13 protein-coding genes are annotated in these 13,870 nt (G+C 72.0%); 10 read left to right on the top strand and 3 right to left on the bottom strand.

Annotated features, from left to right (window positions below):
- Positions 1-3: 3 nt before the first annotated feature.
- The gene (locus tag ABZ444_RS25925) at positions 4-1,026 is read right to left on the bottom strand and encodes a hypothetical protein (RefSeq protein ID WP_358001762.1); all 1,023 of its coding nucleotides are present in this window, start codon (positions 1,024-1,026) and stop codon (positions 4-6) included.
- Positions 1,027-1,121: 95 nt separating this feature from the next.
- A complete protein-coding gene (locus tag ABZ444_RS25920; RefSeq protein WP_358001759.1) occupies positions 1,122-1,967 on the bottom strand; it encodes a DMT family transporter in 846 nt (281 codons plus the stop codon).
- 415 nt (positions 1,968-2,382) lie between these two features.
- Here ABZ444_RS25920 and ABZ444_RS25915 point away from each other — a divergent pair, with 415 nt between their 5' ends.
- The 10 genes from ABZ444_RS25915 to ABZ444_RS25870 all read left to right on the top strand — a co-directional run bounded on the left by ABZ444_RS25915 (position 2,383) and on the right by ABZ444_RS25870 (position 12,124).
- Positions 2,383-3,786 (top strand): PLP-dependent aminotransferase family protein, encoded by a 1,404-nt coding sequence (locus ABZ444_RS25915; RefSeq protein ID WP_358001756.1) that lies wholly within the window; start codon positions 2,383-2,385, stop codon positions 3,784-3,786.
- A gap of 128 nt (positions 3,787-3,914) precedes the next feature.
- Positions 3,915-4,067: a CGNR zinc finger domain-containing protein gene (locus ABZ444_RS25910; protein ID WP_358001753.1), complete on the top strand. Its 153-nt coding sequence runs from the start codon at positions 3,915-3,917 to the stop codon at positions 4,065-4,067.
- A 164-nt stretch (positions 4,068-4,231) separates the two neighbouring features.
- Positions 4,232-4,720, top strand: coding sequence for a GNAT family N-acetyltransferase (locus ABZ444_RS25905; RefSeq protein WP_358001751.1), 489 nt, complete (start codon positions 4,232-4,234; stop codon positions 4,718-4,720).
- Positions 4,721-4,733: 13 nt separating this feature from the next.
- The gene (locus tag ABZ444_RS25900; protein ID WP_358001748.1) at positions 4,734-5,609 is read left to right on the top strand and encodes a 1,4-dihydroxy-2-naphthoate polyprenyltransferase; all 876 of its coding nucleotides are present in this window, start codon (positions 4,734-4,736) and stop codon (positions 5,607-5,609) included.
- A 142-nt stretch (positions 5,610-5,751) separates the two neighbouring features.
- The gene (locus ABZ444_RS25895) at positions 5,752-7,101 is read left to right on the top strand and encodes a cytosine permease (RefSeq protein ID WP_358001746.1); all 1,350 of its coding nucleotides are present in this window, start codon (positions 5,752-5,754) and stop codon (positions 7,099-7,101) included.
- On the top strand, positions 7,098-8,837 hold the full coding sequence (locus ABZ444_RS25890) for an adenine deaminase C-terminal domain-containing protein (RefSeq protein ID WP_358001744.1): 1,740 nt from the start codon (positions 7,098-7,100) through the stop codon (positions 8,835-8,837). Before ABZ444_RS25895 ends, ABZ444_RS25890 begins: the two co-directional genes overlap by 4 nt.
- A gap of 2 nt (positions 8,838-8,839) precedes the next feature.
- Positions 8,840-9,838 carry an adenosine deaminase gene (locus ABZ444_RS25885; protein WP_358001741.1) on the top strand — a complete coding sequence of 333 codons (999 nt, stop codon included), beginning with the start codon at positions 8,840-8,842 and terminating at the stop codon, positions 9,836-9,838.
- A gap of 150 nt (positions 9,839-9,988) precedes the next feature.
- Positions 9,989-10,660 carry a GAF and ANTAR domain-containing protein gene (locus ABZ444_RS25880; protein WP_358001738.1) on the top strand — a complete coding sequence of 224 codons (672 nt, stop codon included), beginning with the start codon at positions 9,989-9,991 and terminating at the stop codon, positions 10,658-10,660.
- A gap of 7 nt (positions 10,661-10,667) precedes the next feature.
- Positions 10,668-11,513: an alpha/beta hydrolase gene (locus ABZ444_RS25875; protein WP_358001735.1), complete on the top strand. Its 846-nt coding sequence runs from the start codon at positions 10,668-10,670 to the stop codon at positions 11,511-11,513.
- Positions 11,514-11,548: 35 nt separating this feature from the next.
- On the top strand, positions 11,549-12,124 hold the full coding sequence (locus ABZ444_RS25870) for an XRE family transcriptional regulator (protein WP_358001732.1): 576 nt from the start codon (positions 11,549-11,551) through the stop codon (positions 12,122-12,124).
- Here ABZ444_RS25870 and ABZ444_RS25865 read toward each other — a convergent pair.
- On the bottom strand, positions 12,121-13,869 hold the full coding sequence (locus ABZ444_RS25865) for an ABC transporter ATP-binding protein (RefSeq protein ID WP_358001954.1): 1,749 nt from the start codon (positions 13,867-13,869) through the stop codon (positions 12,121-12,123). The two genes, ABZ444_RS25870 and ABZ444_RS25865, sit on opposite strands and share 4 nt — an antisense overlap.
- Between the last annotated feature and the right edge of the window lies 1 nt (position 13,870).

The following is a 13,870-nucleotide window of genomic DNA, read 5'->3' as shown; positions in this document are numbered from 1 at the left end:
ATCCTAGAAGACGGGGATGATCTCCTCCGGGTCGATGACGTTCACCTCGACGCCTTCCAGGTCCAGTTCGGGAATGGCAGGGAAGGCGATGCCCCATCGTTCGACGATCGCGCGGACCTTCGCCATGGCCACGCGCCAGTTCTCCTTCTGTTCCTCGTACGCGAGCACGCCCAGGCCCGCTTCCCTGGCGTGGTCCATCAGGACGCGGTGGTTGTCGAGGAAGTACGGCGGGAGTTCCCAGAAACCTTCCGGAGGCTCCCAGAGAATCATGGAGAGGAACACGAAACCGGCTCGCAGCTGGCGGGTGATGAGGCCGCGGGTCTCGTCGGTGAGGCCCGGCCATTCGTTTTCCAGAATGGTCATGCAGATTTGCAGATGGCGGGACTCGTCGAGGCCGATGCGCTGGAACATCTCGCCGAAGACCGGATGCCGGGTGCCCGTGGCCATGCCCCTGAACAGCGTGGACGCGGCCATCTCGCCCATCATGAAACTCGTGAACAGGACCGGCAGCGAGTATCTACCGACGGCGCTGGTGTAACCGTTCCAGTAGCGGCCGCCGTTGTGGTAGAGCCAGCCGATGTTGTTGTGGGCGGCCTTTTCGAGATCGTCTTCGGGGGTCCAGTTCAGGGGGCCGCCGGGCCACAGCCGGGCGATGGTGCGCTGGCAGCACTCCTCATGGTTCATCTCGTCGCGGGTGATGGAGAAGAAGCACTTCCTGACCGGGTCCTCCTCGTGTTTCTCGAAAGCCTGGATGGTTGCGCGGGCGAACACGGCCGGACCCGAGGCGTCGAAATTGGCGAGCACGGCGAACCAGTACATGATGCCCAGGCGCTGTTCGCGGGTGAAGTCGTCCGGGTTCAGGCCGTCCCATGGGAGGTCGGCCGGGTTCCAGAGTTTGCGCTTGGACTTCTCGTAGATGGCCGCGAGTTTCTCGGTCTCCACGCGCCATTCCATCGGATAGATGTTGGGCTGCGGGATCTCCGGCGCGGGCCAGAAGCCGCCTTCCGGGATCGTGAGGTCCGCCATGATCGTGACACCTCCCCTGCCATCCTGCGTGGCGGCGTCACGCCATGCAAGCTTCGCCGCGGCCCGGTGCGTACGTCGTCGTGCCAGGCCCTTTCCTACGCGCGGGTGCGCTGCGTGACGGCGACGCAGGCCAGGACGGCGAGCGCGGCGGCCACGGTGGCCGGGCCGAAGCGTTCGCCCATCAGGACCCAGGCCCAGATGAGGGTCAGCAGCGGCTGCGCCAGCTGGGTCTGGCCGGCTCTGGCGATGCCGCCCCTGGCCAGGCCGGCGTACCAGGGGATGAAGCCGAGGAACATCGAGATCAGCGCCACGTAGGCGAAGCCGGCCAGGGCGGGGGCGGTCGGCGTGATGGGGGTGGTGAGGGTCAGGACCGCGGTGATCGCGGCGGTCAGCGGGAGGGAGAGGACGAGGGCGTGGCTGATCACCTGCCAGCCGGGGGTCGTCCTGGTCAGGCGGCCGCCTTCGGTGTAGCCGAGCGCGGCTGACAGGAGGGCGCCGACCAGGAGCAGGTCCGGCCAGGCGGCGCCGGCCTGGCCTCGGGTGAGGGTGAAGGCGGTGATCGCGGCGGCGCCGGCGGCGCAGGCGGCCCAGAACAGGGGGCGGGGGCGTTCGCCCGCCCGTACGACCGCACAGGCGGCGGTGGCGGCGGGCAGCAGGGCGATGACCACGGCGGCGTGGGAGGTGCTGGCGCCCAAGTTGAGGGCGAGGCTGCTGAACACCGGGAAGCCGAAGACCACGCCCAAGGAGATCACGGCGTACGAGGGCCAGTGGCGGCGCGGCGGGAGGAAGGGCAGGCGGGCGGCTTTCAGGCAGACCAGGGCGATGACGCCGGCGACGGCGGCGCGGCCGATGGCGACGAGCCAGGGGTCGAAGCCGCGCATCGCGTAGACGGTGCCGGGGAAGCTGCCGGAGAAGGCCAGGACGCCCAGGAAGGCCAGCATCGTCCCTTGCCGGGCGCGGGCGGCGGCCCCGCCGGTCCCTTTGAGGGCGTCGCGAAGGGTGGCGGCGCCGTTCGAGTGCGCAGGCCCGTTCGAGGAGGCGGGCCCGTTCGAGAGGGCAGCGCCATTCGAGGACGCAGGCCCGTTCGAGGGGGCGGCGCCGTTCGAGATGGCGGGCCCGTTCGAGATGGCGGGAGAGGTGGCGGGAGAGGTGGCGGGAGAGGTGGCGGGAGAGGTGGCGGGCTCCATGACAGGGGGTGGAGAGGAGGAGGGGCCGGTCCTGTCGAGAGGGGTGGCTGGGTTCTGAGGGGCGGCCGGCTTGTTGAGGGTGGCGGGAGAGCCCGTGAGGGCGGTTGTGGGGTGAGGGGTGGGAGGGGGTGCTACTGCGTTTTGGGCGGTAGCGCTATCCTTATCCTTCATGACCAACGATAGCAGTATCGCCCAGATTGCTGCGATACTGCGCGAAGAGGCCACCCGTCTTGGTCCCGGTGCGCGGCTTCCGTCCAGTCGGGAGATCATGCGGCGGCACAACGTCAGCCCCGTGACGGTCTCGCGCGCCATCGGCCAGCTCGCCGCCGAGGGTCGGGTGGTGTCGCGTCCGGGAAGCGGCGCGTTCGTGGCGCCGCGGCAGGTCGTGCGCGGCCAGGACCCCCTGGACCTGTCCTGGCAGACGGTCGCCCTCGGCGACCGGGTGGTGGACGACGGGCCGGTGGCGGCGCTGCTCGCGCAGCCGCCCGAGGAGGTGGTGCCGCTGACCGGCGGCTACCTGAACCCGGGGCTGAGGCCGGACAGGCAGCTCGCGGCGGCCGCCGCGCGGGCGGTGCACCGTCCGGACGTCTGGGCCACGCCGCCGTTGAACGGCCTGCACGAGCTGCGCGGCTGGTTCGCCCGCCAGGCCGGGGGCGATGTGACGGCGGCGGACGCGCTGATCGTCAGCGGCGGCCAGGCGGCGCTGACGCACGCGTTCAGGGCGCTGGCGGCCCCCGGGACGCCGGTGCTGGTCGAGACGCCCACCTATCCCGGAGCGCTGGCGGCGGCCAAGGCGGCCGGGTTGCGGGCGACGGCCGTGCCGATGGACCGCGACGGCGTACGGCCGGACCTGCTCGCCGAGGCGTTCGCCGTCACCGGCGCGCGGGTGTTCTTCTGCCAGCCCACCCTGCACAACCCCACCGGCGCGACGTTGCCCCTGGAGCGGCGCGCGCAGGTGCTGGAGGTGGCCAGGGCGGCGGGGGCGTTCGTGATCGAGGACGACTACGCCCGCTACCTGTCCCCCGCCGCTCCCCCGTCGCTGGCCTCCATGGACGCGCACGGCACCGTCGTCAACGTGGGCTCGCTGACCAAGATCCTGTCGCCCAGCCTGCGGGTGGCCGCGGTCGTGGCCCGTGGGCCGGCCGCGCACCGGCTGCGGGCCAGCCAGCTCGTCGAGTCGTTCTTCGTGGCGCGGCCGTTGCAGGAGACGGCGCTGGAGTTCGTGGGCTCGGCGGCGTGGGGCAGGCATCTGAACACGGTGCACGCCGAGATCGCGACCAGGCGGGACGCGCTCGCGGCGGCGCTGGCGGCCCATGCCCCCGGGGCGGAGGTGCATCTCCTGCCGATCGGCGGTCTGCACCTGTGGCTGCGGCTGCCCGCGGAGGTGGACGAGAACGCCCTGGTCGAGACGGCCCGGCGGTACGGGACACAGGTGAGCCCCGGGCGGATGTACTACCCGTCGGAGCCGCCGGGCCCGCGGATCAGGGTGACGCACATGGCCGCCGCCAACCTGACGGTCCTGGCCGAGGGGGTGCGGAGGCTCGGACGGGCGCTGGACGCACAGGTCCGGTGATCGGATGCCCGGCCGCGATCGCTGCCGCAGGTCGCCGTCATCTGGGGCGGCGGCCGCGGATCGACACGCGCGGATGGGTAGGCGGCGGGCGGTGGCTGTTACGGCGGGTCGGCGTCCGGGTGGAGGGAATGTGGCGGCGGGTGTTCATCGACGCGTCCGGGAATCGTTCGCGCTCATGGTGTTCGATGCGGGTATGCGGTGACAACACCAAGACACGCGCTTACCGGGCGGGGAAGCGGGGTTCGCGTCGTCTCCAAGGCTCAAACACCGATACGGTGTAACTCGTGCCTTGTGGCACGAACGGCAGGCGAAGGAGCGGGCCGAGATGGCAGACGTAGGCGTCCGGGCGGCCCGGCGCGAGGATGTTCTCCAGGTTGCGAATACTCAGATCCGCGCCTGGCGCTACGGATATCGGGAGTTCCTCCCGGAAGGCCCACTCGAGCAGATGACGGGGCCGGCGGCCGAGAAGATGTGGCTGCGTCAGTGGGACGAGGCGATCGTCGCCCCGCCCGGCCCCTCGCACCGGGTGCTGGTCGCGGTGGAGACCATCCTCGACACCGAGGGTTTCCCCGCGCTGGGCGCGGGCGGCAGCGCGGCGCTGACGACCCCGCGCGGCGGCGAGCGGGTGGTGGGGCTGGCCTCGCACGCCCCCGCCGAGGATCCCGACCTGGATCCCAGCAGGGTCGCCGAGATGCTGACGCTGCTGGTCGATCCCGACTTCGTGCGCCGCGGCCACGGCAGCCGCCTGCTCAACGCCACCGTCGACTACCTGCGTGAGGACGGCTTCCGCCAGATCGTCACCTGGGTGTTCGCCGACAACTACGCGGTGCTCGGTTTCCTGGAGTCGGCCGGCTGGGGCGAGGACATGGCCGAACGTGTCCTCGACATGGGCCGTCCGATCCGCATGGTCAGGCTCACCACGGATATCAGCTAGAGGTTTCGACAGCATGGCAACCCCCGGTCAGTGGATCGCGGGCGCGCGCCCGCGCACGCTTCCCAACGCCGTAGTCCCCGTCATGGTCGGCACGGGTGTGGCGATCGGCGACGGCGGATTCGTCTGGTGGCGCGCGGTCCTGGCGCTGCTCGTGGCGCTGTCCCTGCAGATCGGCGTCAACTACGCCAACGACTACAGCGACGGCATCCGCGGCACCGACGACCAGCGCGTCGGCCCGATGCGGCTCGTGGGCTCGCGGGCGGCCACGCCCCGGCAGGTCCTGACGGCGGCGCTGGGCTGTTTCGCGGTCGCGGCGGTGCTCGGGCTGGTGCTGGTGGTCGTGACGCGGGCGTGGTGGATCCTGCTGGTGGGGGTCGCGTGCATCGCGGCGGCCTGGTTCTACACCGGCGGCAAGCGGCCCTACGGCTACCGCGGTCTGGGCGAGCTGGCGGTCTTCGTGTTCTTCGGCGTGGTCCCGGTGATGGGCACCGCGTACGTGCAGACCGAGCAGCTGAGCTGGACGGCCTTCCTCGCCTCGATCCCGGTGGGGTTGTTGTCGTGCTCGATGCTGGTGGTCAACAACCTGCGCGACGTCCAGACTGACGGCACGTCGGGCAAGCGCACGCTGGCGGTGGTGCTCGGCGCCGGGCGCACCCGGGCGTTGTACGTGTTGTGCCAGGTGGTGCCGTTCGTGGTGGCGCTGGCGATGATCACGGTCACGCCGTGGGCGGCGCTCGCGGCGCTGGCCGCGCCGCTCGCGGTCACACCGATCAGGACCGTGCTGGGCAAGGCCGTCGGGCCGGCGCTGATCGCGGTCCTGCAGCAGACGGGCAAGCTGCAGATGGCGTACGGCCTGCTGTTCGCGGTCGGCTTGGCGATCACCTTGTAGCCGGGTACGGCGGTCCTTGGCGATCACTTTGTAGCCGGGGCACAACTGGCCCCAAGCACGCTCGTATGTCCGAATAAATCACCAGGTCACCCCCCTACGGTTCACTGTGTGCGCACACACCCAGCGACCCTCAGGAGGGGCCATGGAACAACGCGGGATCGAGCTGGTCTCGGCCGGCGAAAGGTACGGCCGCCCGCGTGACCTGCTTTTCCTCTGGTCCGGGACGACGATGGGCATCTTCACCCTCGTCTACGGCATCACGATCGTGGCGGCGTTCCAGCTCAGCTTCACGCAGGCGGTCATCGCGATCGTCATCGGCAACCTGCTGTCGTTCCCGCTGGTCGGCCTGACCAGCCTGCAGGGCCCGGCCACCGGCACCTCCACCATGGCGGTCTCCAGGGCCGCCTACGGGCCCAAGGGCGCCCGGGTGCTCAGCTTCTTCGGCTGGCTCAACATGGTGGGCTTCGAGGCCGGCGGCATGGTGCTCATCACGTTCGCGGCGCTGTCGCTGCTGGAGCAGGCGGGGGTGAGCGACCAGGGGCTCGGGCTCAAGGTCGTGGTCATCCTGGTGGCGGCGGCGATCCAGCTCGTGCTGCCGCTGATCGGGCACGCCGCGGTGATGAAGGCGCAGAAGTACTTCACCTGGGTGTTCGTCGTGCTGTTCGGCCTGATGGCGATCCTGATCGCGCCCAAGGTGGAGCTCGGGGGCGGCGGCGGGTCGGCGGACTTCGCCACGTTCACGATGGCGATCGCGATGATCATGTCGGCGGGCGGGCTGTCGTGGGGGCCACTGGGCGGCGACTACTCCCGCTACCTGCCGGCGAACTCCTCCAGGAAGGCGGTCTTCGGGTACGCGGCCCTGGGCGGGTTCGTCCCGTACGTGCTGCTGATGGTGCTCGGGGCGGCCGTGGCGACCGTGGTCAAGGACAACACCGACCCGATCTCGGGGCTGCCGGGCGCGCTGCCGCAGTGGTTCGTGGTGCCGTACCTGCTGCTGGCGATCGTGTCGCTGTTCGCGGTCAACACCACCGACCTGTACTCCTCGGGGCTGAACCTGCAGGCGGCCGGGATCAAGGTCAAGCGCTGGGTGGCGGTCGTCGGCGACCTCGTGCTCTGCGTGATCATCACGTTCGTGGCGGTCACCTCGAACAGCTTCAACACCATGCTCAACAACTTCCTCGCGCTGCTGATCATCTGGCTGGCGCCCTGGGCCGGGGTCTACATCACCGACTGGCTGCGCAGGCGGGGACGCTACGACGCCGAGGCGCTGTTCGACGAGCAGGCGCCCGGCCAGGTCCGGTGGCCGGCGATCATCGCGCAGGTCCTGGGCATGGTGGCGGCGGCCCTGTGGATCAACTCGGCCGTCTTCGTCGGGCCGCTGTCGGAGGCGACGGGCGGCAGCGACTTCAGCATCTTCGCGGGCTTCCTGGTGGCGGGCGCGGCCTACGCGCTGCTCGTCCCGCGGCCCGCCGTACGGACTGTGGAGGCATGATGGACCGCGACCTGCTGGACGTGGCGTACGGGCGGCGGCCCGCGGACACGATCATCGCGGGCGGCACGCTCGTCAACGTGCTGACCGGCGAGCTGTACCCGGCCGAGATCGGCATCGTGGGCGGCCGGATCGCCGCCGTCGAGCCGGTGTTGGAGCGCGGCCCGGACACCGAGGTCATCGACGCCCGCGGCGGATACCTGGTGCCCGGCCTGATCGACGGGCACCTGCACATCGAGTGCAGCAAGTTGTCGGTCACCAGCTTCGCCGACCTGGTGGTGCCGTTCGGCACGACGAGCGTGGTGTCGGGGCTGGACCAGATCCTCGTGGCCGAGGGTCTGCCGGGCGTACGGCGTTTCCTGGACGAGTCGGCGGCGACCGGCATGCGAATCTGGTGGGGTGCACCCGCCAAGGCGCCCTACACCGTGCCGGAGTCGACCGTCGGGCATCCGTTCGGTCCGGCTGAGCACAGGATCGCCCACGAGTGGCCGGAATGTGTGGGGATCTGGGAGACCGTCCAGGAGATGGTGGAACACTCCGATCCTGCCGTCATGGAGGCCCTCGACCTGGCTCGGGAGCGGCGGCTGCCGGTGTTCGGCTGCGCGCCGCTGTCCGACCCGCGCCGGATCAGCGGGCTGGCGGCGGCCGGGGTGCGGCTCGACCACGAGTCGTACTCGCACGAGGAGATGCTGGAGAAGCTGCGCCGCGGCATGTACGGCATCATCCGAGAGTCGTCCGTCGCCCACTTCCTCGACGAGAACATCAAGGCCGTGGCCCTGGCCGGCTCCCGCAGGCTGGCGTTCTGCACCGACGACGTGCACGCCGCCGACGTGCTGGCGGGCGGCCACATGGACAAGCTCGTCCGAATGGCGGTCGCGGCGGGGGTCGACCCGGTGACGGCGATCCAGATGGCCACGGTGAACTGCGCGGAGATGTACCGCATCGACCACCTGGTGGGCAGCCTGTCCCCCGGCCGGTTCGCGGACGTCCTGATCGTCGACTCGCTGACGGACTTCCGGGTCCGCGAGGTGATCGCGAACGGCGTGCCGGCCGCCCGCGACGGCCGGATGGTCACGCCGACGCCGGCCCCCGAGCGCGGCCCGGTCCGGCCGTTCCCGATCGCCCCGGTCACCGCCGATGACCTGGTGCTGCGCGCCGAGGGCGACCAGGCGACCGTGCTGACCCTCGGGTTCACCGAGCAGGTCTTCGTCCGCAGGAGGCGTGACGTGACCCTGCCGGTGACCGACGGCGTCGTGGAGCCGTCCGTGGAGCAGGACGCGCTGCTCGTCACGGTCGTCGAGCGCTACGGCAAGACCGGCAACAAGCCGGTCGCCATGGTCAGCGGCATGGGCCTGCGGGCCGGCGCGATCGCCACCAGCGCGGCGCCCGACGACAACAACATCATCTGCGTGGGCGCCTCCCGCGAGGACATGGCGCTGGCCGTCAACACCGTCGCCGAGCAGGGCGGCGGCCAGGCCGTGGTGGTGGACGGCGAGGTGCGGGCGCTGCTGCCGCTGCCGGTCGGCGGCATCGTCTCCGACCTGCCCGCCGCCGAGATGGCGGTGCTGGAGGAGCGGCTCGACGACCTGGCCCGCGAGCTGGGCTGCACGCTGCCGGCGCCGCTGATGTACCTGTTCTTCCTGTCGATCACCGCGATCCCCGACTACGCCGTCACCGACCTCGGGCTGGTCGACTGCGTACGGCTCGAGGTCGTCGACCCCATCCTCACGGAGGTTTGATCATGAAGGACTTCATCGCCGGTCTCCCCAAGTGCGAGCTGCACCTGCACATCGAGGGCACGCTGGAGCCGGAGCTCAAGTTCGACCTGGCCCGGCGCAACGGCATCGCGCTGCCCTACACGTCGGTCGAGGAGATGCGGGCCGCCTACTCCTTCGACGACCTCCCCTCCTTCCTCACGGTCTACTACGAGGGCATGCAGGTGCTGCGCACCGAGCCCGACTTCTACGACCTGGCCATGGCCTACCTGCGCAAGGCCGCCGAGCAGAACGTGCGCTACGCCGAGATCTTCTTCGACCCGCAGGCGCACACCTCGCGCGGGGTGCCGTTCGACGTGGTGATCCGCGGGCTGCGGCGGGCGCTGATCGACGCCGACCGGCAGCTCGGCGTGCGGGCCCAGCTCATCATGTGCTTCCTGCGCGACTTCCAGGCCGAGTACGCGATGGCGACGCTGCTGGAGTCGCTGCCGTACAAGGAGTGGATCGTCGGCATCGGCCTGGACTCCGACGAGAAGGGCAACCCGCCGGCCAAGTTCGCCGCCGTGTACGAGCGGGCCCGCCAGGAGGGCTACCTGCTGACCATGCACTGCGACGTCGACCAGGACAACTCGATCGAGCACATCCGGCAGGCGATCGAGGAGATCGGCGTCGACCGGGTCGACCACGGCGTCAACATCCTGGAGGACCAGCGGCTGGTGGACCTGGTGCTGGCCCGCGGCATCGGCCTGACCTGCTGCCCGATCTCCAACGGGTACGTCACCGACTCCATGAAGGCCGAGGGCATCCGCAAGCTCATGGAGCTCGGCGTGCGGGTGACGATCAACTCCGACGACCCGGCGTACTTCAACGGGTACGTGGGCGAGAACCTGGTGGCGCTGCAGGAGGAGCTGCAGCTCACCCGCGAGGAGCTGGCCCGGCTGGAGCGCAACGCGTTCGAGATCACCTGGCTGCCGCGGCACCTGAAGGACGCCTACCTGGCCGAGGTCGACGCCTACCTCGCCTGAGAATCCCGGGGATCCTCCGGCGGGGCCCGCTTAGAACCCCGCTGGAGGGGCAGGCTGTCTGGTCGCAGGCGTGAGCCGCAGCCGAGCGCGAGGGATTTGTTGGACAGGACCGCTGTTCCGGCCGGAATCGACGAGTTCGAACGGGCACTGGTGCGGAGTGTCGTCGTCGCCGCCCGCGCGATGCCCGACTCTCCGCTGGTCAGCGTGACGTTATGCACCGAACGCGGCATCCGTTCGGCGGCGTGCGCGCACGCCCGTGCCGGGATGCTCGACGGCATGCAGTCGGCGGCCGGGCGGGGGCCGAGCTTCGACGCGATCGAGGCCGGGCGTGCGGTCACGGTGGCCGGTCTGGCGGTCGGTGACGCCCGCTGGGGCTCCTTCCGCCCGCAGCCGCACGGCATCCTCAGCCTGCACGCCGAGCCGCTGACCTCCCAGGGGCGGCTGCTGGGCACGCTCAACCTCTACTCGGCGGGCGCGGCCGGCTTCGCCGCGCCGACGCACGTCGCGGCGCAGGTGACCGCCGCGACGATCGGCGTGCTGTTCGACGTGGCGATCGGCGCGGCCCGTACGCGGGAGGTGGCGGCGCAGCTGAAGGAGGCGCTGGGCACCCGCCCGGTCATCGACCAGGCGATCGGGATCGTCATGGCGCAGCGCCGCTGCACCGCGCACCAGGCGTTCGAGCTCCTGCGCAACGTCTCCCAGGATCGCAACCTCAAGGTGCACCACGTCGCGGCGACGATCGTCCGGTCGGTGAGCGGCAGCCCGCCGCAGCGGCCGCGGTTCGAGGATCCGCCGCCCGGCGACCAGGGACACCCGGCATAATCGCCCCATGCCCTCCTTCCTCGCTCACGACGGGACCGAGCTGGCCTACCACGTATACGGGGCGGGCGAGCCGCTGGTGTGCGTGCCCGGCGGCCCGGGCCGCGCCTCCCGCTACCTGGGCGACCTCGGCGGCCTGCCCCGGCGGCTGATCCGGCTGGACGGCCGGGGCACCGGCGACTCGGCGATCCCGGCCGATCCCGGGACGTACCGGTGGGACCGGCTGGCCGAGGACGTCGAGGCCCTGCGGGAGCACCTGGACCTGGACCGCATGGACCTGCTGGCGCACTCGGCGGGCGCGAACGTGGCCGTCCGGTACGCCGGGCTGCATCCGGCCCGCCTCAGATCGTTGTGCCTGGTCGCGCCCTCGCCGGTCGCCGTGGGCTGCACACCGACGGAGGAGGACTGGCAGGCCGGTCTGGAGCTGCGCGCGCACGAGCCGTGGTACGCCGCCGCCCTGGCGGAGTTCCTGGCGGACGAGGGCGTGGAGCGCCACCGGTTCTTCTACGGCCCCTGGACCGAACGCGCCGCGGCCCATTCCGCCAGGGCCGAGGAGGAGTGCGGCGAGGCCGCGGCGGACGGCTTCCACGCGCCGTCCCCGGTGACGCCCGAGGAGGTCAGGGCCGGGCTGGCCGCCCTCGACGCGCCGGCGCTGCTGCTGACCGGCGACCTGGACGTCCACCCCTGCCGCCGGTACGCGCCGGCCTTCGCCGCCCTGTTCCGCGACGCCACGCTGGTGACCCTGCCCGGCGCCGGCCACTTCCCGTGGGTGGACGACCCGGGCGCGTTCGTCTCCGCGGTGTCCGGCTTCCTGGACGAGCTCGCCGGACGACGTGGCCTGACGCGCAGGGCATGATGGGGGTGGACGCCGGGACAGGAAGGACTCACCACGTGCGGCAGGAACTCGCGGTCACCAACGGGCAGGCCGCCGGGGTGCGCGGCGCGCTGGCGGGCAACCTGCGGCGCACGCGGCTGGCCCGGGGGTTCAGCGTCCGCGAGCTGGCCGAGCTGACCGGGGTGAGCAAGGCGCTGATCTCACAGATCGAGCGCGGCGTGGCCAATCCGACGATCGAGGTGCTGACCCGGCTGGCGGGCGCGCTGGAGCTCACCTTCGCCGAGCTGACCCGTACCCGGCTCGCCGAGCCCGAGGTGCTGCGCAGGAGCGAGGGCCTGCCGGTGGCCGTGGGCGACACGACCGTGCGCGGCCTGTTCGCCGCGGCCGACCGGCGGCGGTTCGAGCTGGCCGAGGGCGAGCTGCCGCCGATGACGCGCAGCGCCAGGAGCGCCCACGGCCACGGGTCCGTGGAGCACGCCTACGTGGTGTCCGGCGAGGTGACGGTCGAGAGCGACACGTGGTCGGTGCGGCTGGGCGAGGGCGACGCGGTGCGGTTCGGGGCCGAGGTCGACCACGTCTACTCGACCGGCGAGCGCGGCTGCCGGATGCTCACGCTGATCTCCTACGACTAGCCGGGCCAGCGGCTGCTTCCGTCGGGCACGCTGGCCAGCAGCTCGCGGGTGTAGGGGTGGGCGGGGGCGTCCAGCACCTGGTCCACGTCGCCGGTCTCGACGCATTCGCCGGCCCGCAGCACGTACAGGCGGTCGGCGAGCTGGCGGACGACGGCCAGGTCGTGGGTGATGAACAGCAGGCCCATGCCCAGGCGTTCCTTGAGCCCGGCGAGCAGGGTGAGCACCTGCGCCTGCACGGAGACGTCGAGGGCGGAGACGGGCTCGTCGCAGACCAGCAGGCGGGGCTCGCCGGCCACGGCCCGCGCGATGGCCACGCGCTGCCGCTCGCCGCCCGACAGGCCGGCCGGGCGCTTGCGGGCGAGTGCGGGGTCGAGGCCCACCAGGCGCAGCAGCGCGCCGACGTCCGTGGGGCGTCCCTCGGCGGCGAGCGCCTCCTTGAGCGTCGCCCCGACGGTACGCGCCGGGTTGAGCGTCGAGTACGGGTCCTGGAAGATCATCTGTGCCGTCCGGCGGGCCTGGCGGACCGCCGGGCGGGACATGCGGCTGTGGTCGGAGCAGTCGAGCCCGTCGAGGGTGACGACGCCCGCGTCGGGGCGTTCCAGGCCGGTGACGCAGCGGGCCAGCGTGGTCTTGCCCGACCCCGACTCGCCGACGACGGCCACGACCTCGCCCGGCGCGACGGTCAGGTCCACGCCGGCCAGGGCCGGCCGCGACGCGCCCGCGTACGTCTTCCGCAGGCCCGTCACCGCCAGCAGGGGCGCGGCGGCGGTGCGCGGCGGCGACGGCACGCCCTGCGGAGGCGGCGGCGCCTCGGGCAGCGCGGCGGCCCGTACGCAGGCCGACAGGCGAACCTCCGCGCCCGGAACGGGCACCAGGGCGGGGACGCCCGCGCGGCACTCCTCCCCCGCGTGCGCGCACCGGTCGGCGAACCCGCAGCGCCCGGCCACCGCGTCGTGGGCCGGCACCGAGCCCGGCACGGACGGGATGACCGGCAGCCGCCGGTCGGCGGGCGGCTCGGCGGCCAGCAGCGCCCGCGTGTACGGATGCCGCTGCTCCTTGCGCAGCTCGGCGGCGCGCCCGACCTCCATGACGCGGCCCGCGTACATGACCACGACCCGGTCGCACATCGAGAACGCCAGCCGCAGGTCGTGGGTGATGAGCAGGAAGGTCATGTCCCGCTCGCGCTGGATGCGGCGGATGAGGGCGAGGACCTCGCGCTGCGTGGTGGCGTCGAGGGCGGTGGTCGGCTCGTCGGCCAGCAGGATCCGCGGCGCGGCGGCCAGCGCGCAGGCCAGGCCCACCCGCTGCCGCATGCCGCCGGAGAGCTGGAAGGGGTAGCGGCCCGCCACCTCGCCCGGCAGCCCCACCTCGGCCAGCAGCCGCGGCACCTCGGTCTTCGGGTCGGCGCCCTCCGGCAGGCCGTCGGCGATCTGCTTGCCGGCCCTGCGCAGGGGGTTGAGCAGCGTGAACGGGTCCTGCATGAGCAACGAGACCGTGCCGCCGCGCTGCCGCCGCCTGGCCTTGGGGTCGTCGTCGACCCGCCGCCCGTCGATCTCCACCCGGCCGGTGGACTCCAGCCCGGCGGGCAGCAGCCCGAGCAGCGCGCGGACGGTCAGCGACTTGCCGGAGCCGGACTCGCCCACGATCGCCACCGACTCGCCGGCGGCGACCTCGAAGGACACCTGCGACAGCAGCGTACGGCCGGTGTCCGGCTGCCGTACGGTCAGGTCGGCCACCCGCAGCATG

The sequence above is a fragment of the Nonomuraea sp. NPDC005730 genome, from assembly GCF_040630865.1.
In the GTDB taxonomy this organism is placed as follows: Bacteria; Actinomycetota; Actinomycetes; order Streptosporangiales; family Streptosporangiaceae; genus Nonomuraea.
The sequence above is the reverse complement of the archived record's forward strand: the minus strand, read 5'-3'. Positions and strand labels throughout refer to the sequence as shown.

What these genes read in the sequence shown, in the direction of transcription:
- ABZ444_RS25925 (WP_358001762.1), bottom strand. Translation starts at nt 1,026, where the DNA reads ATGGCGGACCTCACGATCCCGGAAGGCGGCTTCTGGCCCGCGCCGGAG.
- ABZ444_RS25920 (WP_358001759.1), bottom strand. Translation starts at nt 1,967, where the DNA reads ATGCTGGCCTTCCTGGGCGTCCTGGCCTTCTCCGGCAGCTTCCCCGGC.
- ABZ444_RS25915 (WP_358001756.1), top strand. Translation starts at nt 2,383, where the DNA reads ATGACCAACGATAGCAGTATCGCCCAGATTGCTGCGATACTGCGCGAA.
- ABZ444_RS25910 (WP_358001753.1), top strand. Translation starts at nt 3,915, where the DNA reads ATGTGGCGGCGGGTGTTCATCGACGCGTCCGGGAATCGTTCGCGCTCA.
- ABZ444_RS25905 (WP_358001751.1), top strand. Translation starts at nt 4,232, where the DNA reads ATGACGGGGCCGGCGGCCGAGAAGATGTGGCTGCGTCAGTGGGACGAG.
- ABZ444_RS25900 (WP_358001748.1), top strand. Translation starts at nt 4,734, where the DNA reads ATGGCAACCCCCGGTCAGTGGATCGCGGGCGCGCGCCCGCGCACGCTT.
- ABZ444_RS25895 (WP_358001746.1), top strand. Translation starts at nt 5,752, where the DNA reads ATGGAACAACGCGGGATCGAGCTGGTCTCGGCCGGCGAAAGGTACGGC.
- ABZ444_RS25890 (WP_358001744.1), top strand. Translation starts at nt 7,098, where the DNA reads ATGATGGACCGCGACCTGCTGGACGTGGCGTACGGGCGGCGGCCCGCG.
- ABZ444_RS25885 (WP_358001741.1), top strand. Translation starts at nt 8,840, where the DNA reads ATGAAGGACTTCATCGCCGGTCTCCCCAAGTGCGAGCTGCACCTGCAC.
- ABZ444_RS25875 (WP_358001735.1), top strand. Translation starts at nt 10,668, where the DNA reads ATGCCCTCCTTCCTCGCTCACGACGGGACCGAGCTGGCCTACCACGTA.
- ABZ444_RS25865 (WP_358001954.1), bottom strand. Translation starts at nt 13,869, where the DNA reads ATGCTGCGGGTGGCCGACCTGACCGTACGGCAGCCGGACACCGGCCGT.